This window comes from Melghirimyces algeriensis (genome assembly GCF_900182565.1).
GTDB classification, from domain to species: domain Bacteria; phylum Bacillota; class Bacilli; order Thermoactinomycetales; family DSM-45169; genus Melghirimyces; species Melghirimyces algeriensis.
The window spans coordinates 1-23,346 of the sequence record NZ_FXTI01000002.1; the positions used below are offsets into that span (position 1 = coordinate 1).

A 23,346-nucleotide genomic window follows, 5' to 3' on the forward strand; every position below is an offset into this window, starting at 1 on the left:
CTTTGAGATGTTTAACTGCCCTGTGTATCCCAAACTGCGGATCACATTGTATGAGTAAATGCACATGATCGGGCATGATTTCCATACTGGAAATCATAATCCATGATGGGCACATCGTTGGTTCTGACCCGAAAAAAAATCCGGTCAAAACCAACATGTTGCCCCATCAGATCTTTCATTCATCCGTTCAGATGATTTGAACACTGTGATATAATCGAATGGACTGGATTGAACACAGAAAGGATGGATACCATGTTTGGAAAAGTAGCATCCGATGTTCTGGGATTAAGCGACATTGGGAGCGTCATTACACCCAAGGATTATGACAAAGCGGACGCCGATGATTATGTGATGCATGAAGATAATGAAAAAATCTATTTTTTGATCAAGTCAAAGTCGGATGAATACTGCTTTACCAACCTCGCACTCATTCATTTGGACGGAACCAGTGCCACCAGCAAAAAGCGCACATTGTACCGGCATAATTACAGTACAAACAGCATTTCAAACGTAAGGCTGGAAACGGCGGGAACCGTCGATCTGGATGTGGAACTGAAATTCTCCATCGGTTCAGCCGCCTACTCCATCGACGTACATAAAAAACACCTGGAAGAATTGAAAGACCTGTACAAAACATTGCTCAAAATGGAAGAAATCACACGGGACAATCAGATCAATATGGAATATGCAAAACAAAGCCTCAACCTGGCTTCCAGTACATTGAGCAACATCCGAAATACAGAAAACAATGTGGCCCAGCAATTCAAAGAATTGAACCAAGCTGCTTTCGACTGGCTCTTCAATGCCAAAAACGAGTATGTCGTCAAAGATTTCGGCTATCTGTTTGAGCGTTATATCAACAACTAAGAATCGATGAATAAACATACAGTTCCTGACCATCAGGGGCTGTTTTTTTGTTGCTGTTGAAGTGACTATTATCTAAAAAAAGAAGGAATTTCCTCTTTATTGTTTAAATACCTACTATTGCCTTTTAAACTGAATGGAGGGGATTCTGTGAAGAAAGCTTTTTCAAGTCTGTTATGTGGTGTGTTGTTTTTTGCAATGACTCCGGTCACTGCTGCCCAGGAAAACCATGTTCAAAAAGAGTTGATTCCGGAAAAAAACAGTGAAGTCATCCTAGAGAAAGTGGTTTTTGCAAAAGAAGGAGATCGTGAAGAAATCACAATTCGGGATACAGAAAAGGTTGACGATCAGCAGACAGCTTATCATATGGAAATCAACCGGGAAAAAGGTACTTACAGAACAACAAAGAAAAAGCCTTTGACTGTCAACGAGGATAACAAAAAAGTTACACCCCATGCTACGTATTACTACGGATGGGTAAAAGCGGTTACAGATGATCCTCCTGGAGCGGACCTGGCTGCAACCACTTTAAGATTGGACTGGGTGGATTATGGTTCCACCATTGCACCGACAGACCACAGCATGAAAAGATGGGCTGCCAATCCATCTACATTTGGAACCCACTGGTATAAAGACTGGTCCAACCTTCATAACCCTGAACGGTATGATAACAACCGAAAGATTCGGTTAATCTGCAACGCGAACTACTATAACTACGATTTTGGAGATGACAGCAAACGAACAGACTCCAAACATTATATTCGAATGGATGCCAAGAACAATGCGACATACAGCTATGAAGTGACCATGACCCCATCCGGGGAATTTTCATCCCTGCTGGATCTGGATGTCTACACAAACTAAACATTTTCATTTCCCTCCATTATTATGGAGGATTCTTTTTACCCAACAAAAAACATATAAATGGAGGAAGCTTTCAAAGGAGGAATGACTTCATGGATCTATTCGATATTGTCACCCCACTTCTATGGATCTCGCTGTTCATCAGCATTCTGGGTACCGTATGGGGAATTCGCAAAAAATCCGTTCTGATTCTGTTCATCTGTGCTCTTCTCTCCGGAATCGTCTCCCTGTTATCCATGTTTTCCATTGGCATGCTTCTGCTCATCATTCCACTCATCCAAGTGATCATCGGTGCTTGGTTGGGAGTCCAGAAATATCGAAAATCAATGTAAGGATCATCAAAAAAACCGGGTGGAATCCTCCTTCACCCGGTTTTTGCTCTCAAACCAACTTCCATTTCAGAGAAACAATAACGCCTTCTCATCTCCATGCATTGGAAGCATTCCCTTGTTGGCAAACGTGGAACTTTTATCTGCATAATGGATCGTGACTGGCAGACGGGTTTTATTTAAAGCGCCAATGTGCATAAAGGAGAGATGGTAGACATCCGATACCAGCTGTTCCATCGTCAGCGTCTGTGTCTCTCTCTCCAGTCTCATCGGTTGGGCCATACCCAAATAATCCCTGGACTCGGTTGAACAGAGATAGGCCCGTTTTTCCCGAATATAGGCCGCCCCCTGAATGGTTGTCCAACGCTGATCCTCTCCAAAATAGGCCATTCGTCTCTGCGGATTCTTGATTACACACAAAAAATCATAGGAAACCTGTTCTTGTGCCATAATTTCTTTGACACATGCCATTTCTTCCGGCAATCCACGCCCATCCCGATGAAATGTCACATGTTCCGGCTTTGACCCAAATTCTTCCTCATAGCGATGAAGCGCCTCAAAGATTAAATCCAGATAGGTTTCCTTTGAGATTTTCTCTCCCTTTTCCACTGCTTGGATGGGCTTGGTTGTCAACATCCGACCGTCTTTCCCGATAATCTGAACAATTCCGGATCGATGTTTTCCATCCTTGTGACTCACGTCCAAACCGATAAAGCAATCGGAATGAAGCGGCTGTGCCAGCACCCATGGCTGTACCCTTCCGCTCTTCCCGTAAATCCCCAAAAGAATATTATAAAAGGCATACTCCCTCGCTTTTTGATTCTTGATGTCCACCGTTTTCAGCGTAATCACCTGTGTGGCAATCGCCTTTTTCCCCGTCAATTCTTGCTTGATCACTTCATAACAGGCATCTGCCCGATCTTCTTCCAGTATAACCACCGTTAATTGGCGCAACTGGGAATTGACTTTTTTCAGATGTTTTTTTAGCTCCTGGGGATCATGAAATACAACATCCCGAAGAGAAGGAACTTTTATGGTTTCCAATTCCACTCCCATTCTCCGGGAGACTTCCTCCAACTCCCGTATAAATGAAGGGACAGGATGATCCTTTGCAGAAGCTTGCTGTTGAATCCTGTTCACCAGATCTCCATCTACAAAATAGGTCACCTGCAACCGGTCTATCTCATTCCGGTAAACCCCTCCCTTTTTCAAACCATAAAAGGGGAGGGGGTTTGTATGGCGGTTACCAAAACGAAGCAACGGTTTCTTCAGTTTCACCAGTTGATATCCCTGCTTGGAGGCCAACAGACCGCTCTTGTCGTATGACAAACGGGGAAAGTGTTGCAAAATGGCTTCCACCATTTCCAACATCCGTTCCGTTTTCACATGGGAAGAGAGTTTAATTTCCTTGCTAACCGGCTTCAATATTTGATGCGGGAGTTGCTTATAGGAGGCTTCCAGCATTAGCAGGTCAGGGATAAACGGCAACGGTTCCTTTTTCTTTCCTTTTACCTTTACCGCCTTGGTGTCGGGGGAGACATCTTTTACCCGAAAACCCTGACTTTTATTTTGATAATACTGGATCAAGGGCTGCTCAACTTCTTTGAAAAAGCTCCCGACTGTGCGCTCATCCTCCTCGATGAACCGGTAACTGTATTGATGGTATGGGTCAACAACGGTCACCCCTTCCATAATCAGCGGTGACCCTTCCTTTAACAGTTCTCCCAGATGCTTTTCCGGAATAAAGCGGTGGGATAAATGAAAACCCACCCGAATGACTCCGGTTTCATCCACATTGATCTGCAAAGTCAACGCAGGATGTACACCGATTCCCTGTATACGGAAGCTGGGATGTTTCGAGACAAACTGACCGTATCGAATCCGGTATTTCCCTTTGGGTTGAGCCGCTTCCAGGGATTTCAGCAACACGCGTTGCAACAATTCCCGTTCAAAACGCGATTCAACATGGATAGGACGTTCTTCGTAATGATTCGGGGAATCCTCCTCCCACTTTTGAATCGGATCAAACGAAGCGATAACAGATTCATGAAACGCCATCGCTTGCCAATCGTTTAAGCGCCGAAGTCTGGAAACGATCGGATACGTTCCCTGATACTTTTGATCCCAATCCCTCACCGGAAATCGGTACATATGTAAAGGAAAATCCTCTGCCTTCGATGTCATTTGCCACTCGGTCAAAATGGAACGCTTCATCCTATTCCTCCTCATGCCATTATTACAAAGTGATGTTGCGGTCAGCATGCTTGCCAGCAACATACTAAAAAATGTGAACGTTCATTAAAAATGATAGCACATAAAATGGTATATTTTTATTTTTATTTCTTTTTTTCGCTTTTTTGTTATAAAGAACCGGTCGTGGGACCATCCAAATGATATATTCACACAGACTTGAACGGTCAAGATGATTGGAAGTAAAATGGGTCCTATACAGCGTATTACAAACGGAATTCACCTTTATTTCGTATCACGAAACAAGTCGTCGACCCCCAATCGTGTAAAAACCCCTGGGGGTCGACGACAATTTCTAAAGAACGAAATCACCTAGTATAAAGGGAAAAACTCGTACCCGGTTGTTTCGACAACATTTTTTCTGTATGATGGAAGGGTCAGGGAAATCCCTTTGTTTTGCGGTTGAAATGGGTTTTAGATCTACCTATGAGGAATTGAAACCATAGCAATATGGTCACAGTAGCAGATGAAGTTCAGTTTTAGATCTACCTATGAGGAATTGAAACTTGGAGGCACCAAATCAAACTATGTGCGCCCAAGGAGTTTTAGATCTACCTATGAGGAATTGAAACTCTTTGCTGACAACGGTACATGTCCAGCATCCGAAAGTTTTAGATCTACCTATGAGGAATTGAAACGAAGTCTTTCCTGTCTGGTACTCAACAAGGCTTTTCAGTTGGTTTTAGATCTACCTATGAGGAATTGAAACTCTTGTTCCGATCCCCGCTTAATGGTGGTGTAGTCGTCAGTTTTAGATCTACCTATGAGGAATTGAAACTACCACTCGGCGTTTCGAATCATGGGGTACCTCCTGTTGTTTTAGATCTACCTATGAGGAATTGAAACAACAAAGAATGGATGATTTCTTTTCGTTCATAACGGTCAGGTTTTAGATCTACCTATGAGGAATTGAAACCGGTTGAGCGTGAAGTCAAACAGATCGAGATAGACGTTTTAGATCTACCTATGAGGAATTGAAACTGGAAAGCAGTCCACCAAAGAATTGACGGTAAAAGGTTTTAGATCTACCTATGAGGAATTGAAACTGGATTAAACATCTACGACCACGGTGCTGATGATCCGTTTTAGATCTACCTATGAGGAATTGAAACCCGTTGATTGGGGAACCTACCGGGAATCATTGTCCCTCGGTTTTAGATCTACCTATGAGGAATTGAAACTCAACTTCCAAACGAACAAAAACACGCATAATGGGGAGTTTTAGATCTACCTATGAGGAATTGAAACTCCCACGGATCGATAATAGCTGGAGATTCCGTTTTTTTGTGTTTTAGATCTACCTATGAGGAATTGAAACTTTTCACTTGTACTTTGTATTTGGATGGTTGTGGTTCCCGTTTTAGATCTACCTATGAGGAATTGAAACTCACGCGGCTGAGGGGGAACGCGGCTTCCCACAACGAGTTTTAGATCTACCTATGAGGAATTGAAACGAGTATCAAAAACGTCCGTTTTAGAGACTAATTATCGGGGTTTTAGATCTACCTATGAGGAATTGAAACTCTTTTGGCTTTTCTGTTGGTGTTTCAATTTTGGTGTTTTAGATCTACCTATGAGGAATTGAAACTCCCAGATCCAGACGCGCTGGGGAAGACGGATTCGCGTTTTAGATCTACCTATGAGGAATTGAAACTAAACCAGAAGATTTGGCTGAACAGTTGTCCAAGTGGTTTTAGATCTACCTATGAGGAATTGAAACTCCCGGCTTGCATGTCGTCTGTATCAAGATCAACCTCGTTTTAGATCTACCTATGAGGAATTAAACAGTACAATCACAGCGATAATGTGATGGTGATGGCACGCGTTTTAGATCTATTTATGAGGATTTGAAACCCTTTCACACCTTTTTCTACTTTCACAGCATTCTCTGTTTTAGATCTACCTATAACAGCAAAAATCCGGGTAGGGGGCTTTCCCTACCCGGATTTTTGCTATCGGTTTAAATGTCCTGTCCAACTCCCTTATCAACCCATTTTTCATCCTTTACACACAAAAAAACGGTTCCGAGTAAGTCAGAACCGTTTGAGATTGCTAACCTTTGTCAGCAATCTCAGCAGAGTCGTAGGTTGTTCCTATGTCTCGTACAGCGTTCCCTGCTCTGCAACCTGTAGCATCGCATCCTGGGAGCAATCATAGGAAAGCCCATGCTGTTCCGCTAGGGTCTGTTTCAAAAATTCCAAGGCACTTTCTTCTGCGTGGTCGTTGGTACCCAGTTCACCACGGAAAGCGCGTGAGAGCATGGATTGGGTAAAAATATGATTATCAAATTCTAGATCACTTTGTACTTTTTCTTCAGTTTCAATTAATAGCTGAACCTTTTCCAAAATCATCTTCATTTCTTTATACGGAGGTAACGGCAAATAATGGTTCTCTAAAAATAATCTGGTTTGAAAGCTTTTTACTGTAGTTCCTGATTTTGTGTATTTTCCCAAAAGGAATTCTTCGTGGCCTTTAATATACCAGTAGAAGTATTCATTTAAGTATGAATCACCTGAGTTAAATACTTTCATATCTTGATTTATTGCAGAAGCTTGTCCCAAAATGGCTACCGGCAATGTTCGATTTAAAATCCCACTTCGAACCACCATTACTATAGCACCTGTTTCATATTTATCTGAAGTAGTATTATTAAGACCATCTTCAGTGATTGTATCAATAGTATCTCTAATAACCCGAAACTTCATGTCTTTTGGAGATACCCAGGGAATATTGCCATCCCAGTATTTAACATTAGATTTTGAAGGTGTTCCTCCACCAGCGACGTTAAAAAGCTCAGAAATCCTCACCCATTTCCACCCCTCCGGCAATTCATAAGGTGGATCTATCGGTGGCAAATCCGTGTTCTTTTTACGCTTGCGCTTGGAGGTTTCCAATTGAGCCCTTTCCTCCCGAATCCGTTCCAGCAGACGGTCGGCGGGTTCGACATCCGGATTTTGATCCCGCCAGGTGCGGGTCAGTTCGCCACGGAAGGCGCGAGCGAGGATAGCGGCGCGACGCTGTTCAAAGCTCTCCCGCGCTTCCTCGATTAACCGCTTCGCTTCCTCAATCTTTCCCAACAGAGACTCCACCCGGTTGACGATCCGTTTTTGTTCGGGGAGAGGGGGGAGGGGGAAAGGAAAATTCATTAGCTCAGTAGCTTTAAGATTATTTATGTTAACACCTTTTGAAATAGTAGCCACAGATTTCTTGTAAAGATCTGATTGGAAATAGTATCCAAAATATCTTCTATTATTTTGGTTTTTGGGTCTTATCAAAGTTAAGAAAGCTCCAAAACTAACATTAGCTTCATCACTTAAACATTGAGCAGACTTTCCAATAACCTTTTTGCTTCCTGTAGAAGTAACAATTATAATGTCACCTTTTTGTAGACACTGGTTTTCTTTAATTAAATCGAAAGGTACATATACATCATCTTCAAACTTAAAAATCTTTCCATCTTGAATGTTCCCCCCCCTAAGAACTAAACACACATTTTCCTCTCCTGAATTTGTTACTTGATTTTTTTTATAAGTAACCCCACGTAGAGCTTCAACAACACTCCCTAACCTCACCCACACCCAATTCTCTGGTACCTCATACGGCTGTTCCTCCTTGGGAACCAGTGCCTCTTGCAACAATTCCTCCAAGGTTTTTTTCTGCTTTTTCTTTCGGCTCACTTGTTCATCCCCTCCGCTTTCCGCAATTCCTCCACCACTTCATTCAAGAGGCTGGTGGCGCGTTCCAGTTTGGCAATCGCCTCTTCGGCGGAGTCGATGGGATCGGGAAGGTTTTCGTAGGCGGAAAGGGATTCATCGGCGATGAGGCCCAGGTCCAGGGTATTCCCCTTGGCGCGGATCTCTTCACGTGTAAAGCGGGACCAGCGGGAATCCTTTACCTGGGTCCGGTCTTCCGCGGTATAGGCCTTGATAAAGTCGTCAAAGTGGGCTTCGGTGAGGGGGTTCCGTTTGCCGAAGCTGGGCATGTTGGTGCGCAGGTCGTAGAACCAGACTTCCTGGGTGTTGCCGGTGTCGGTGGTGCCACGCTCAAAGAAGAGCACGTTGGTTTTTACGCCTTGGGCGTAGAAGATCCCCGTGGGCAAGCGGAGCACGGTGTGCAGGTTGCATTTGTCCATCAGGTCTTCCCGCACACGGCGGCCATCCCCATCCTGAAAGAGAACATTGTCCGGTAGGACGACGGCGGCGCGAGCCTTACCGTTTTTCTTGAGTGCACGGTAGATGTGTTGCAGGAAATTGAGCTGTTTGTTGGTGGTGGGAAAGGTCAGATCGTCACGGGTCGGCCGTTCCCCGCCCCGTTTGGTGCCAAATGGCGGATTGGTAAGGATCACATCCATCTCCCCCATCTCCGCTCCCAAACTGGAAAGGGTGTCGCCCAGGTGAATTTTCCCTTCGATACCGTGCAAACGGGCATTCATCAGAGCGAGGCGGTGCGTCTCCTGCACCAGTTCACAGCCGGTGAAGGCTTCATGAACCTGAAAGGTTCTGAGATCCAGCACATCAAAGTAATCATCCGTTTTTTCCTTTACATATTGATCGGCCGCAATCATAAAACCAAAGGTACCCGCGGCCGGGTCATTGCACCGCTCACCGGGCTTGGGATCGATCAGTTTGACCATCACGTTGATCAATGGGCGCGGGGTAAAGTATTGACCCGCACCCGATTTCTTTTCACTGGCGTTTTTCTCCAACAGTCCCTCATACAGATTGCCCAACCCTTCTTCCCGTGCGCTATACCAATCCAAATCATCGATGGAGCGGATGATTTTCTCCAGGTTTTTGGGCTCGTCGATATTGGTGGAGGCATTGTAGTAAATCTGACGGATCAGGTCATCCTCGGCTTCCGTTCCCAGGTGGGTTAAGAGATCCCGGTAATGTTGGTACATCTCCTCTCCATGAAGGGAGCGCAGTTGATCCCAGCGGTATTTTTCCGGAATGGCCTCCTCTTGACCGCGCTCTTTCATCATTTTAAGAAACAGAATGTATGTCAGCTCGGTCACATACTGATGATAGGTAATCCCGTCATCCCGCAGGACATTACATAAATTCCACAGCTTCTGTACAATTTCTTGGGTGTTCATCTGGGTTGTCCTTCCTTTCTATCAAGCAAAAAGATCCCGGTTAATCCGGTTAAGCAAGGCTTGGGCCTGTCCTTTTCCAAACACTTTTTCCACTTGGCGAAACCCTCCATAATCCTGGAAGGGTTCTTCATTAAACACCTGCTGCGCATCCGGTCCCAGAACGCTGTACTGAATCAGGGCTTTTTCAATCCAGCCCAGCCATCGTTTTTGCACCGGCTTCCAAGCTTGGGATTGACGCAGTTTCTCCATCACTCCCCGAACCCGTTCTTCATGGGAAACCAAAGCCTCTTTCAGCATCTGTTGGCGGATAAATCCAATAATATCCGCTGCGATCTCTTCACTGGTCATTTCATTCCAGGCGGTACGCAACTTGGATTCCCGATAACCCGCCTTGGCCAGTTCCCGGCGCAACGCTTTCAGCGATTCCCGCGTCAGATCCGAAGGGCGCTGACATACAAGGCGCAACGCGGGAATCCGATTTTCATTTTCCTGGAGAAAGCGGTTAAATTCCTTCAGGTATTCCTCCGGTTTGTCCGCATTGCCATAGCCCCGTTCATGACTTAACAGCTCATCGGCGTGTTTAGAGATGTACTTTCGCCGGGGTTGCGGTGTACGTTGATCGAGGAACTCCAACAAGGGCCCTTCGTTCTCCAGCTTTTTCCCCACCTCTTCTGGGGGGGCTTGTCGCAACCAGCGGGTAAACGCCTCCACGCTTTGACCACAGAGATCGTGGAAGGTCTCCCGGTCCTGTTCCTGGAAAAAGCGGCGTTTCCGACTCAGTTTCGCCACCAATGTATTACTATATCGTTTTTTCTCATCGGTGTCATCGACTTCCCGCAACTCCGCCACCAGTTGGGAGAAGGAGGTATGGGGATTGACCGTTGCCGGTTTCATCCTGGAGACCGGTTCTAGGGCTTCATACAGGCGCACGGGGTCCCAGATCTCAAAATGCTCTTTTCCTACCCGTTCACAGGGTCGGGTGGCCCGCCCCATCATTTGCTCATACAGGATACGGGATTTCACCCGGCGAAGGAAAACAATGGTACAAATCTCCGGAACATCAATCCCCGTGGTTAAGAGGTCTACCGTAACGGCCACCTTGGGATAAGCTTCATTTTTAAACCGCTTGATCGCCTCTGAAGGCTTGTCAATGGAACCCGTGATCTTCATCACTGTCCGGTCATCCTTCTCCCCCTGCCATTCAGCCAGCTTTTTTTTGAGGATTCGAACCACCATATCCGCATGGTTGTCGTTGGCGGCAAAAATGAGCGCCTTTTTTCCATCTTCCAGATCGATGTATTGCGCCAGTTCATCCAACACGGTTTCATTGAATGATTCCGTAATTACCCGGTTGTTAAACTGATCCAGTTCAATGTTGACCTCATCTTCCAAGGAATCAATCGTCTCAACGGTGAGCCGCTCCGCATCAAACACTTCTACGGATTCTCCCTTTTCCCAGCGGATGCCCTCTTTTGCCAACCTGGTGGTCAGCTGGTGGGGAGGGGTATGGTCGATTAGGAAACCGTCCACCACCGCTTCCGTATAACCGTAGTTGTAAATCGGGGAGCCGAAAATCTGTTGCGTATGAAAGGCCGGAGTGGCCGTCAGACCGATTTTCACTGCATCAAAGTAATCCAACACCCGGCGGTACTGACTGACGTATTCTTGCTGGTCCCGAAAATACATTTCGGTCTCCGTCATCTCTTTATCCAATTTATATCCCCGGTGGGCTTCATCCACAATAATGCAGTCATACAAGCCCGCGGATGGAATCTGCTCATCATCGTTTTTAAAGAGGCGTTGCACCATCCCCTGTACCGTTTGGATATGTACTTTCGTCTCCGGATTCGGCTTTTTCTCCTCCAAGCCCTGCAACTCAAAGATCTGTGTAAACGTACGCAAGTTTTCCAAAGGAGACTCCTGGAATGCCTTTTCTGCCTGCTCTCCCAGGGCGGTGCGATCCACCAGAAACAGAATGCGCCGAAAGGTTTTGGTTTTAATGAGGCGGTACAACAGTCCGATCGCCGTCCGGGTTTTCCCGGTGCCGGTGGCCATGGACAGCAACAGCTCCCGCTTTCCTTCGCGAATTCCCTGTTCCACAGCCAGAATCGCCTCTTCCTGATACGGACGCAATTGGAGGTAATCCAGGGGTTCATCCTGCAGTTTGGATTGGGCCCCCTCGTCATCCTGTTCCAGCTTTTCTTTTAAATCATCCGGAGACAGCCAAGCGGGAAGCGCACGGGGATGATGATGACGACTTCTGAGGTCCTGGTACCAGATCCCGGACTGCTCTTCGGCCTGCTTAAAATAATCCCGCCCGTTGGTGGCGAATATGAAGGGAACATAGTAGTCCCCCCAGGGACCCAAGATCACTTCCGACCCTTTTTTCTCTATATTTTGACCATAGCGTTTGGCCTGCTCCAAGTGGGAGGGGACATCCTCGCTCATCTTCTTGGCTTCCACCAACCCCACCAACTGCAAACCGACAAACAACGCATAATCTGCCGATCCATCCGCCGTGGGCCATTCGGCGATCGCCCGGTTTTTCCCGGATACCGGACGGGCGCCAGTTGCAAAGCGAAGGTGTCTGGAATCGACTTCCCACCCGGCCTGCTCCAGCTGACTGTCAATAATGCGACGCGTTTCCTCTTCTGAGAGCTTCACCCGATTTGCCGCCGCGCGGGCTTGTTTCCGACGTTCCAGTATGTAATTGCGGGTATGGGATTCGTTGCGAATCCGTTCCAATTCCCGTTCAAACTTTTGTTCCAACTTTTCCTGCTCTTGTTGATACTTCGCCTCCAACTTCCGGCGGATCTCTTCCGGTTCCGGTATTGGAGCCGGCTCCTGAAACCTTTGGGGTTCAAAGGTCCAATCCCCATAGGTTTGCATAAACCAGACAGCCAGTTTATATGCCACTTCCAAGACGGTCCGCGCTTCCTGATACGTTCCGGTTGCGTCATGTACCGCAGGATTTCCCTTCTTGCGCAGGGAATGAAACATTCCCATCACTTCTTGCGGCAAATCCCCCTCACGACGCAATGCGCGTAAGCGTTCCACCTGTGTATGAGGCTGAGGTGGTCCCAATTTTTCCTCTTCATAGATGATTTTCGCCATGGTTTCCCCAAACAAACGCAATTTAAACAATGTGGTATTGGGATCGGGATGCAGATTCCGCTCTGCTGCCTCCCCCAGCTTGGTCAAAAGAGGCCATTGCTGAAGAAATTGAAAATTGCTCTCTCCCATGGCTTTCACCTCTTGTTGAATAGTTTACAAATTCATTATAGCAGAGCAAATGATAGATTTTTATTCGTTTTTTCGTATTTAAGATATCGGAAATATAATCTCCGATTGGCAACCTGGTTGTAGGATATGGATATAATGCAGTAAACTAAAACCGTATAACAATTGAATATGGACAGCGTATAATAAACGGAGTTTATTTTTATTTCGTATAACGAAACAAGTCGTCGACCTCCAATCATGTAAAAACCCCTGGGGGTCGACGACAATTTCCAAAGAACGAAATCACTTGGTATAAAGGGAAAAAACCGTACCCGGTTGTTTCGACAACATTTTTTCTGTATGATGGAAGTGTCAGGGAAATCCCTTTGTTTTGCGGTTGAAATGGGTTTTAGATCTACCTATGAGGAATTGAAACTCGCCATAGTTCGTACTAAAATACCCATTTTGGTCTTGTGTTTTAGATCTACCTATGAGGAATTGAAACTTGCTAAAAGACAAGGAAAATATAAGGGACGGCCACCGAGTTTTAGATCTACCTATGAGGAATTGAAACTGATACCAATGAATCCATCTCCTGTACTTTGCTCCCGTTTTAGATCTACCTATGAGGAATTGAAACTACGTAAAGCCCATTCATATTCTCGATTATCAATTTCTGGTTTTAGATCTACCTATGAGGAATTGAAACCAGGCTCACGATCATATTCCCTGTACAGCCACCGCGTTTTAGATCTACCTATGAGGAATTGAAACGGTATTAAGGGTTTTTCGTATGTGCTGGAGCTTTTGGGGTTTTAGATCTACCTATGAGGAATTGAAACTTTTTGAAGAAGGAACAGAAACAGACTGGATGTTGGATCCGTTTTAGATCTACCTATGAGGAATTGAAACCCATTGGCAATGTGTTGTTTGTATCTGGGATAGACCTGTTTTAGATCTACCTATGAGGAATTGAAACTCAACTTCCAAACGAACAAAAACAAACAGATGGGCGAGTTTTAGATCTACCTATGAGGAATTGAAACAAGAATACCTTCACAGAGAAGGACAAAAACGACGAGTTTTAGATCTACCTATGAGGAATTGAAACCTAGTTAACTGTCAACACCTAAATTCCTATTTAGTGTTTTAGATCTACCTATGAGGAATTGAAACTCTGGTCACGTATTCCAAAAGTAATGGATTCTCAAAAAAGTTTTAGATCTACCTATGAGGAATTGAAACTATCCTTACAGCAAAGATCCGGTACAATATGAAGCGGGTTTTAGATCTACCTATGAGGAATTGAAACAAGCTATAGCTATCCCGATCCAGATAACCATATCTGTTTTAGATCTACCTATGAGGAATTGAAACCCTTAAACCGGTTATCTCCCACTTTTTTAAGATGGCCGGTTTTAGATCTACCTATGAGGAATTGAAACATGGACATGGCCCACGCAACGGAAGAAACGGACGTCAACGTTTTAGATCTACCTATGAGGAATTGAAACCTCATAATATTTGCTTCCTTTGCAATGAGGAGAAAATGTTTTAGATCTACCTATGAGGAATTGAAACAATCAATGACGAAGCCCTTCCAGTTGTCATTCTGGAGTTTTAGATCTACCTATGAGGAATTGAAACTATCGTTCGAGTGCTGCTTGTTTGTGATCCTCCGGGTTTTAGATCTACCTATGAGGAATTGAAACCATCATTCTGAAACTTCAAGAGGGGAATGTTCATCTCAGGTTTTAGATCTACCTATGAGGAATTGAAACTAGGACGATCAGCGCTGGTTGTGGTCAACATAGTGATCTTGTTTTAGATCTACCTATGAGGAATTGAAACTAATCGTCGTATCTCTCATTCCGGTATGCCTTCCAATGTTTTAGATCTACCTATGAGGAATTGAAACTCTGAACATATACAAAAGAAAGCAGTGCTCTTAATTTGAGTTTTAGATCTACCTATGAGGAATTGAAACGGTTGTCATTACAAATGTTTTCTGTGTCCGTCCCGGTTTTAGATCTACCTATGAGGAATTGAAACAAGCTGTTGACTACACTTGGAGGTCAAGCGACAGTGTTTTAGATCTACCTATGAGGAATTGAAACCTAAGTAATTCATGATAATTTGTTAAGGAGCGCCCAAGTTTTAGATCTACCTATGAGGAATTGAAACATAGGACATAAGCCGGAAACTGTTTCCCGGATGATGTCTTGTTTTAGATCTACCTATGAGGAATTGAAACTTGCGAAAATCTGGTCCAATCGTTTACTGGCTCATTTGGTTTTAGATCTACCTATGAGGAATTGAAACTTGACATCCCGGATTCAGACATCGAAGCAGAAATTACGAGTTTTAGATCTACCTATGAGGAATTGAAACTCACGATGGCGACCGAGTAGATTTGCCTATGGCGCGTTTTAGATCTACCTATGAGGAATTGAAACCCATATGATCTCACAGCTACGGACTGGTACGGTATTCGTTTTAGATCTACCTATGAGGAATTGAAACAAGCTGTTGACTACACTTGGAGGTCAAGCGACAGTGTTTTAGATCTACCTATGAGGAATTGAAACCTAAGTAATTCATGATAATTTGTTAAGGAGCGCCCAAGTTTTAGATCTACCTATGAGGAATTGAAACATAGGACATAAGCCGGAAACTGTTTCCCGGATGATGTCTTGTTTTAGATCTACCTATGAGGAATTGAAACTTGCGAAAATCTGGTCCAATCGTTTACTGGCTCATTTGGTTTTAGATCTACCTATGAGGAATTGAAACTTGACATCCCGGATTCAGACATCGAAGCAGAAATTACGAGTTTTAGATCTACCTATGAGGAATTGAAACTCACGATGGCGACCGAGTAGATTTGCCTATGGCGCGTTTTAGATCTACCTATGAGGAATTGAAACCCATATGATCTCACAGCTACGGACTGGTACGGTATTCGTTTTAGATCTACCTATGAGGAATTGAAACATTGCTTTTCCGGCTGTATCTTTCGATACTCCGGCGTTTTAGATCTACCTATGAGGAATTGAAACACTCGTTGTTTTCGACCCTTTGCATCGCTTCCTCCGGGTTTTAGATCTACCTATGAGGAATTGAAACGACAACAAGTATGTACGTTTCTGAAGTCGATCTTCAACTTGTTCTAGACCTACCTATGAGGAATGGAAGAAGCTCTAACTCTTTCACACTAGATTTTGGGATTGCTTCATCGCTTTTATATCTACCAAAACAAAAATCCGGGTAGGGGTCTTCCCCCGCACCCGGATTTGCTGTCGTTTAAAGCGTATTTCACGGAAATAAATTTACCTTCTCTAACCTAATTCGAATTTTCTTTGTCCCATTCAATAAAGTATCCCCTTCCTATCGCGTGCAGAACATCGCAAACCATTCAGCAAAAATCTCAATATCCTTGGAGAGCTGCACCAGGAGACAAATCCTGATCGTTGATGGGTGTGTCCGCAAATGTCTTTCAAAAAACACAACCAGGACTTCGGCAATGTGAGTGGCGACTCCAACCAACTTCGACGCAATTGAGGACAGGTGGATGATCCCGATACGTTCGATATGCTGGATCTCGAAGACATGACCGATAAACAGGAAATCGCTCTAATGCGGGAACTGATAAATCGGATGCTAAAAGAAGAGAATGAAGGGAATTCCATAAGTGATATCCCGGTCGTCTACCGTTGCATCCACTCGATCCTGGTCATCGACGGTGTTCAGATTACGGCTAACCGTATTGTACCAACCGGTTACCCCTCCGAACCCAGCATTGGATTTGTTATGGGAACTCCAGTAATTCTGCCGGTTTTCTCCTACAAATATACCTGAAGCGGTATCCACGTCATTCACATTGATCGAATCAAACTGGACCCACATACCCTGTTTCGGCACCACCCACCGGGTTTTTATTATGTTATGACACTGGGCATTCACCTGTAACGATTGCATCTCTAGTGAGCCAAATTGGGGGTTTGATCGCCCCGCTTATCAATATACAGAGTACCGTCGTTCTGGATTTCAGCATAAAAAATATCCTCGATCCGTGTACCTGATTGTTGCAGTTGGGCGTTTAACCATTCCGGTGTCAGGTTCAACTCCTTCAAATTCCTTTGGATGACTTTTCCGTCCGTGATGATTTCCGTGGGCATATAGAGTGGCTTCACCGTCATCACATTCATATCTTGCTTCGTCACCGACTGTTTTTCCGGTTTTTTAATGACCGATAGTTTCCCATTGGGTTCTAAAACCGCTTGATCCACATCGTTTACGGAGTATATGTTTTTCTCCCGAAGCAACATATTTAGATCATCCATGCTTAACCTCAGACCCTGCATAGCTTTCTCCAATATTTTTCCATCCCGGATCACAATGGTAGGCTCCCCATCAACAGCGATCCGTGCCTTAGGTGATTTCAGTGCCAAATATCCAATGATAACGGTTAAAGCTGACCAGCCGATCAGGCTGGCTGCTCCCCTAGGTAGTGAAATACCGGGATCCAAAGAAACGATAGCGGCCAACGAACCAATGGTAATCCCTGTAATATAGTGAAAAAACGTTAGCTGACTCATTTGCTTTTTCCCCATCCAACGTGTCATCACTAACAAAACAAGAAATGAAAACAATGTCCTACCCAAAGTGATCAGAACCTCCATATCACAATCCCTCCACTTTCACTTTATGGTTAGCCTGTGTAATCCATTGAAAAATACTCAGATTCTCTCAATAAAGGTTCCTCTGCGGATGTTTTATACCGGATGAATCAATTAACCGCGCCTATTTATTTAAGCCCCGTGATTACTCTATTTGGCATATCATCGTGAACAACGTCAACGCTTAAGCCTCACGACAAAACCCCACCATCCAGAGATGCCTTTGCTATAATGGAATAGGTGAGTCTTTCCAAGACTCACTTTTCAGTCGATAGAACAAAATACGAAATCAGGTGATAGGGTGAAAGGACATGTACGCAAGCGGGGGAAGAAGTGGTGTTTTGTACTGGATATCGGCAAAGATCCATCGACAGGAAAACGAAAGCAAAAGTGGTTTAGTGGGTTTCCGACCAAGAAAGAAGCACAGCGGGCTCTGGCGGAGAAAATGGCTGAGATCAACCGGGGCGATTATGTTGAACCATCCAAAATGAATGTGGGCGACTTCCTGGATGAATGGCTTGTCTCCGAAGTGAAAATGAGCCGTTCCGCCCATACCTTTGATATGTATCAGAACCTGGTCAAGAATCATCTGAAGCCAGGGCTGGGTTCGGCTTCCCTGGACAAGCTGACACCGTTGCATATCCAACAGTTTATGGGGAAGATTTCTGAGAAAGACCTCTCCATCTCCACCATTAACTATATTCTCCGCGTTCTGAAAACCGCTCTTTCATGGGCGGTCACCATGGAGATGATCCCCAAAAATCCCGCCAGCAACATATCGCCCAAATCCGGCCATCGAACGACGATGAAAACCTGGACGGCGGAACAGGTCAACCGGTTTTTGCAAACGGCCAAAGGAAACCGGTACTATCTTGCCTTTTATTTGGCGCTGACCACAGGGATGAGGCAGGGGGAGATACTCGGATTAGAATGGAGCGATATTGATTTTGAATCCGGTTTTATTCGTATCCAGCGGATGCTGGAGGAAAGCAGTCAGGGGAGTCGCATTGTGGAACGAACCAAATCAGACGCAGGACGTCGTTCCATTGCCCTTTCCGAGTCCGCACTGGAAGTGGTAAAACAGCACCAGAAAGAGCAAAAACAGGAAATGTTGAAGCGGGGATACCGGTCCGATCAGCTGTTTGTCACCCTGCAAGGAAAACCCCTTTCCTCGCGAAGTTTAAGGTATCATTTTCGATCCTGTATCCAAAAAGCTGACGTTCCCCACATCCGCTTTCATGATTTGCGCCATACCCACGCCTCCTTACTTCTTCAACAAGGGGTTCATCCCAAAGTGGTGCAGGAGCGACTGGGTCATTCTTCCATCTCTATGACCTTGGACACCTACTCGCATGTGATCCCATCAATGCAAAAAGAAGCGGCCCAAACATTGGATGAGATCATCGGAAAGTAAAAAATATTTTTTTGTTCATTTTTGTTAGCAAAAGGTTTGCAAATAGAACGACTCATCGCTTATAACCCTTATATATAAAGGGATTGAGACTCATTATCCGATATTATATAGTTATAGGAAATTGTGATTGTGTCAATTTGTTGGAATAAATGTAAAATAATATTTTTGATGTATCCCCCCCCAAAAAAAACGCACAGTGAATGATGAAAAAATCCACCATTTGCTGTGCGTTTTGGATTAAACCGATGATCCGTTTGTATTGTTTTTGACAAACATGTACAGCAAGGCAGCAAAGATGACGAGATAACCGAACAGACTCCAAACATCCGGCAGTTGCTCAAACAGAACAGCGCTTAACACGGTAGCGAACAGGATATTGGAATAAAAGAAAATGGAGATCTCATTGGCCGGCGCGTATTTATAGGCCATCGTGATTCCAAACTGCCCAAGCGTGGCAAAGGTACCGGCTAACAGAAGATACACCCATTGTGTAAGCGTCATCGGTTCATAGAAGATAATCGCAAAGGGGAACAAAACCACCGTTGAAAAAAAAGAAAAATAAAAAACGACCGTGTAGTACGCCTCTTTATTCCCCAACACCCGCAATACGGTATAGGCACCCGCTGCAAATACTGCGCCCAATAGCCCTACCAAATAAGGAACCGTTTCAATAGAAAATTGCGGTTTAATAATCAACAAGCTGCCAAAAAACGCGATCAAAACAGCAATCACTTGAAAGCGTTGGGCTTTTTCCTTTAAAAACACAGAGGAAAAGAGAATCAACAGAAACGGACTCATCTTGTTTAACATTTCTGCATCAGATAAGACCAAGTGATCGATGGAATAAAAGAAGAGCACAATCCCAATGGTGCCCAGCAAGGAACGAAGCAAGAGAAATTTCTGGTTCTCTCTTTTCCCAAACAGCCGATCCTTGTGATAGAGAACAAAACCAAATGCAATCACTGCTGTGACGGCATTCCGAAACAACGTTTTCTGAATCGTGGGCAAATCCCCAGACAGTTTAACAAAAGCGGACATCACGGCAAAGCCGAATGCCGATAAAATCAACAATAAGATCCCTTTATTTCGATTACTCATAAGACCCTCCGATATGACACTGATCTTTGCACTCCCCTTATTATAGAGGAGGAATGATCTGGAGCAAACCCATAATAAAAAGCCGCTTTCCAGAGTCTACCGGTACAGATGTCAGGACAGATTGTTTACAAACAGATAGCTGGCTTTGTCATACCCCATTTTTTCTGTATAAAACCGATGAGCCTCTTTCCGTTTCAAATTGGAGGAAAGAGCAACCCGTTTACAGCCTTGATCAGCAGCCAATCGATGGATAAAGCATAGAAGTTGTTCTCCATAACCCATGGACCGACAATCATGTCGTGTAACCAGATCATGTACAAAACAATGTTTACCGTGATATAAATTGAGTCCCAGCGAAAATCCAACCACCGCAACGGCTTCTTGTTCAACAAAGAAAGCAAATTGCCGGTACCCCTGTCGACTCATTTGGTGTAACAACTCCAGATATTCCTCTTCATCCAAATGGGGTCGCAATTGTTTCATCACTGTATACCCCTGTAACCATTCCTGCTTTGTTGTTAACTCTTTGATCCACCCATAACCTGCCACGTTAACTCCTCCTTTGTTGAATTCTTCAACCATCATAAAACAAGACTGAACCCTGTATAAGGTCCAGTTTTGCTAAAATGAAAGGTATCAGTTGAAGAGGGAGGGGTGATTATGTCGCTGTTAATACCTCATTTGGATGAATCGAATCCAACCCCGCTATATATCCAACTCTATCAATATGTGAAACATGAAATCATAAATGGCCGTTTGTCCCCTGGATATAGACTCCCTTCCAAACGAAAGTGGAGCCGTCATCTTCAGGTCAGCCTGAATACAGTGGATAACGCCTATCAGCAGTTAATCGCTGAAGGACTGGTGGAAAGCAAACCCCGGAAAGGACTGTTTGTGGTTTCACTGGAAACGGATTTGCTTTCCTCTGATTTCGAAACTCCCAAGCCTACTCCCACCTGGACCCAACCCGTTTTTTCCCAGCAGATCGATATCAATTTTCACCAAGGAAATCCAGATCTGAAACATTTCCCTTTTCAACAATGGCGCAAATACTTTTCACAAGTATGTATGTCAGATGCTTTGATTCACCATTATCCGGAGGATCCACAGGGAGAATGGGAGTTACGGGAGGAAATCGCCCATTATCTGTATGCATCCAGAGGTGTCTCTGCTTCTCCTGACCAGATCATCCTGGGTGCCGGAACGCTACCATTGATCAGTCTGCTGTGCCGTATCATTGGAACAGAGCATGCCTTCGCGATGGAAGATCCCGGATTTACGCGGGCACGGGCCACGTTACAAAGCCATGGGGTTTCAGTTCAACCTATCCCATTGGACCAGGAAGGAATCCAATTCACAGCGCTGCAAAAAAGTCGTGCCAAGGCAGTCTATGTGACTCCCTCCCATCAGTTCCCACTGGGCACCATTATGAGCTTTTCCCGGCGCATGCAACTGTTGAAATGGGCAAGAGACAACCACGCTTTTATTGTGGAAGATGATTATGATTCTGAATTCCGCTATCACGGACGACCCATTCCTTCCCTGCAAGGACTGGATCACTGGGAACGGGTGATCTACATCGGTACCTTCTCCAAATCGTTGTTGCCGGGAATCCGAATTGGCTACATGGTACTTCCACCCGTATTGCTGGAACGTTATCGAAACCATTTTTCATGGGAAAAACAAACCGCTTCCCCTCTCCATCAACAAACGCTTCAACGTTTTATGAAAGAGGGAGAGTGGGAACGGCACCTTCACCGGATGCGCACGCTTTACCGAAAAAAGCACCAGGTGTTAATAAAGGAAATTGAACGCCAATTGGGTGAGGCAGTTCAGATCATTGGTGCCCGAACGGGTTTGCACATTTTGTTGCGTGTCCACCAGCGATGGGAGGAAACGGAATTGGTGCAACGGTCCCAGAAAGAAGGCGTGGCTGTCTATCCGATATCCGTTTACTACACTTGTCCCGATAAGGCTCTCCCATCGACGGTGATGCTCGGTTTTGGAGGACTTACTTTGCATCAGATCCGGGAAGGGATTGGACGCCTGGCAAAGGCATGGTTATCATCCACCTCGATTGAGTAGCCCACCTTAATGCCTTCTGCTCTACACCTTTAATAAAGGGATCTTTTCCATCCATATAAGCGATGATATCCGTTGGATAATCACGGGCCAGACGCTGTTTCAACGATCCATACTGGTCTGCGATATCGGGATGGGCACGCAGATAATCGCGAAAAGCCAAATGACGGTGAACGTCCGGGCTTCCCTGCTTAAAAACATGAACATGATGGGTTCGATCCTCTCCCCCCTTATAAAAAAAGCGACGCCCTGAAATCCCCCACTCCCCTTTGGGCTCATACCCGTATTCCTGAACTGCATCATTACAAGCGTCTACTTCTCCCAGATCCTGAACGACCGGCATCATATCAATGATCGGTTTGGCGGATAATCCCGGTACGGACGTACTGCCAATATGATGAATAGCTACCAGATTGTCACCCAGTAAACGGCTCCACCACTCCGCTTCCCGTTCAAACCGCTGCGGCCATTCCGGCTGATAAGGAACAATGGTTACTTTTTGCATTTTGTACACCTCTTTTGAATGATAAAAAGTCATATCATAAAGGCGGCGGAAGAATCCCTCAAACCCAGGAGGTATGGGGATCGGACATTAGGCATAGCTGTCCCAACATCAACATAAGGACAAGACCTTGTAATGGGTATTCACACATATCCTCATAAAGGTTCTATTTCAAATTGTTGAATTTAATTTCACATTTTACAATCTCCTTATCCATATCCATTATTAATTATTATAATTAATCAATTTGAAAATCTGTAAATCAAACTGAGAAAGAGAATGCCGTATACTACGATGTTCGTTCCGCAGTTGATAGCTGCTCTTTTTTTGGATATACTATCGCCCTGCCTGAAGATAATGAAAATATGTTGGTTTTTGTTTACCAACTGTTAAAGTATCTACTCAAAGCAGCTTACCGTCGCTTCACAATTTTCAACGCAATTATTGGTTATCACGATAAAGTAACACTGTTGGACAAAAGAATTCAGGGGAAAATAAAAGAGGAAATGAAACAAAATAGTAGTGCGGAGAAATTCACCCAACAAGTTATTCTCCCATTTCTTGGGCTGATTGATATGAAACTGATGAATATCAAAACGAATATTGAAAATGGACAAAATACGAGTTTCTATATCCATATTGCCGGCAATGTGGGAGAACATGCGAATATCGGAGATTTTAGCAGACATTCCACTGAACACAGTCATTACCATCTGATTGGTGAAACTGCCAATGACGATGGCTCATGATAAAAAGAGAGGGAGGCTGAATAGCCTTTCTCTCTTTTTTGAAAGCATTCTTATATGTATCATTTTATTCTCAGTTCCTTTTCTTGATCCGTTGCTCGAATGGTTAATGTCAGTTTCTAGGATGGATCAAAAATGAAAAGACCGGGTGGATTAAACGCGATGCGGGGCACAGTTTCATGTGTTATGGCTTTTCATCGG

The 23,346-nt window shown here is 44.6% G+C and carries 15 protein-coding genes, 1 pseudogene and 2 CRISPR repeat arrays; of the genes and pseudogenes, 6 read left to right on the forward strand and 10 right to left on the reverse strand.

Annotation, left to right across the window (positions count from 1 at the left end; translation table 11 throughout):
* A pseudogene (locus FN782_RS03080) lies at positions 1 to 85 on the reverse strand (transposase); the annotation flags it as partial.
* 167 nt (positions 86 to 252) lie between these two features.
* On the opposite strand from FN782_RS03080, the gene FN782_RS03085 reads away from it, so the two are divergent.
* The 3 genes from FN782_RS03085 (at position 253) to FN782_RS03095 (ending at position 2,060) form a co-directional block, all read left to right on the forward strand.
* Positions 253 to 867: a PH domain-containing protein gene (locus FN782_RS03085; RefSeq protein ID WP_142504325.1), complete on the forward strand. Its 615-nt coding sequence runs from the start codon at positions 253 to 255 to the stop codon at positions 865 to 867.
* A 147-nt stretch (positions 868 to 1,014) separates the two neighbouring features.
* Entirely contained in the window at positions 1,015 to 1,728 is a 714-nt protein-coding gene (locus FN782_RS03090; protein WP_142504326.1) for a hypothetical protein, read from the forward strand.
* A gap of 92 nt (positions 1,729 to 1,820) precedes the next feature.
* Positions 1,821 to 2,060, forward strand: a complete 240-nt coding sequence (locus FN782_RS03095; protein ID WP_142504327.1) for a hypothetical protein — start codon at positions 1,821 to 1,823, stop codon at positions 2,058 to 2,060.
* Between the two features lie 66 nt (positions 2,061 to 2,126).
* On the opposite strand, the gene FN782_RS03100 is transcribed toward FN782_RS03095, so the two are convergent.
* From FN782_RS03100 to FN782_RS03125, 6 genes are all read right to left on the reverse strand, one after another.
* Complete coding sequence (locus FN782_RS03100) at positions 2,127 to 4,271, reverse strand: Piwi domain-containing protein (RefSeq protein ID WP_185956004.1); 2,145 nt, start codon at positions 4,269 to 4,271, stop codon at positions 2,127 to 2,129.
* Between the two features lie 447 nt (positions 4,272 to 4,718).
* Positions 4,719 to 6,161: a CRISPR direct-repeat array (repeat unit 30 nt; unit sequence GTTTTAGATCTACCTATGAGGAATTGAAAC).
* Between the two features lie 239 nt (positions 6,162 to 6,400).
* Positions 6,401 to 7,984: a restriction endonuclease subunit S gene (locus FN782_RS03105; protein WP_142504329.1), complete on the reverse strand. Its 1,584-nt coding sequence runs from the start codon at positions 7,982 to 7,984 to the stop codon at positions 6,401 to 6,403.
* Positions 7,981 to 9,402 (reverse strand): type I restriction-modification system subunit M, encoded by a 1,422-nt coding sequence (locus tag FN782_RS03110; RefSeq protein WP_142504330.1) that lies wholly within the window; start codon positions 9,400 to 9,402, stop codon positions 7,981 to 7,983. The genes FN782_RS03105 and FN782_RS03110 overlap by 4 nt, the downstream gene beginning before the upstream one ends.
* A gap of 21 nt (positions 9,403 to 9,423) precedes the next feature.
* Positions 9,424 to 12,645, reverse strand: a complete 3,222-nt coding sequence (gene hsdR / locus FN782_RS03115; protein ID WP_142504331.1) for a type I restriction-modification system endonuclease — start codon at positions 12,643 to 12,645, stop codon at positions 9,424 to 9,426.
* A 385-nt stretch (positions 12,646 to 13,030) separates the two neighbouring features.
* A CRISPR array of direct repeats spans positions 13,031 to 15,820; the repeat unit is 30 nt; unit sequence GTTTTAGATCTACCTATGAGGAATTGAAAC.
* A gap of 464 nt (positions 15,821 to 16,284) precedes the next feature.
* The gene (locus tag FN782_RS03120) at positions 16,285 to 16,548 is read right to left on the reverse strand and encodes a hypothetical protein (RefSeq protein ID WP_142504332.1); all 264 of its coding nucleotides are present in this window, start codon (positions 16,546 to 16,548) and stop codon (positions 16,285 to 16,287) included.
* Between the two features lie 56 nt (positions 16,549 to 16,604).
* Entirely contained in the window at positions 16,605 to 17,306 is a 702-nt protein-coding gene (locus tag FN782_RS03125) for a DUF421 domain-containing protein (protein ID WP_142504333.1), read from the reverse strand.
* A 298-nt stretch (positions 17,307 to 17,604) separates the two neighbouring features.
* Between FN782_RS03125 and FN782_RS03130 the strand changes: the two genes are divergently transcribed.
* Positions 17,605 to 18,717, forward strand: a complete 1,113-nt coding sequence (locus FN782_RS03130; RefSeq protein WP_142504334.1) for a site-specific integrase — start codon at positions 17,605 to 17,607, stop codon at positions 18,715 to 18,717.
* A 237-nt stretch (positions 18,718 to 18,954) separates the two neighbouring features.
* On the opposite strand, the gene FN782_RS03135 is transcribed toward FN782_RS03130, so the two are convergent.
* Both FN782_RS03135 and FN782_RS03140 read right to left on the reverse strand, forming a co-directional pair.
* Entirely contained in the window at positions 18,955 to 19,815 is an 861-nt protein-coding gene (locus tag FN782_RS03135; protein WP_185956005.1) for a DMT family transporter, read from the reverse strand.
* Between the two features lie 111 nt (positions 19,816 to 19,926).
* Positions 19,927 to 20,364: a GNAT family N-acetyltransferase gene (locus FN782_RS03140; RefSeq protein WP_246064829.1), complete on the reverse strand. Its 438-nt coding sequence runs from the start codon at positions 20,362 to 20,364 to the stop codon at positions 19,927 to 19,929.
* Between the two features lie 111 nt (positions 20,365 to 20,475).
* On the opposite strand from FN782_RS03140, the gene pdxR reads away from it, so the two are divergent.
* Positions 20,476 to 21,900: a MocR-like pyridoxine biosynthesis transcription factor PdxR gene (pdxR, locus tag FN782_RS03145; RefSeq protein ID WP_142504337.1), complete on the forward strand. Its 1,425-nt coding sequence runs from the start codon at positions 20,476 to 20,478 to the stop codon at positions 21,898 to 21,900.
* Here pdxR and FN782_RS03150 read toward each other — a convergent pair.
* Complete coding sequence (locus tag FN782_RS03150; RefSeq protein ID WP_142504338.1) at positions 21,827 to 22,402, reverse strand: GrpB family protein; 576 nt, start codon at positions 22,400 to 22,402, stop codon at positions 21,827 to 21,829. The genes pdxR and FN782_RS03150 overlap by 74 nt on opposite strands.
* Before the next feature lie 362 nt (positions 22,403 to 22,764).
* Here FN782_RS03150 and FN782_RS03155 point away from each other — a divergent pair, with 362 nt between their 5' ends.
* On the forward strand, positions 22,765 to 23,148 hold the full coding sequence (locus tag FN782_RS03155) for a hypothetical protein (protein WP_142504339.1): 384 nt from the start codon (positions 22,765 to 22,767) through the stop codon (positions 23,146 to 23,148).
* Positions 23,149 to 23,346: the final 198 nt, after the last annotated feature.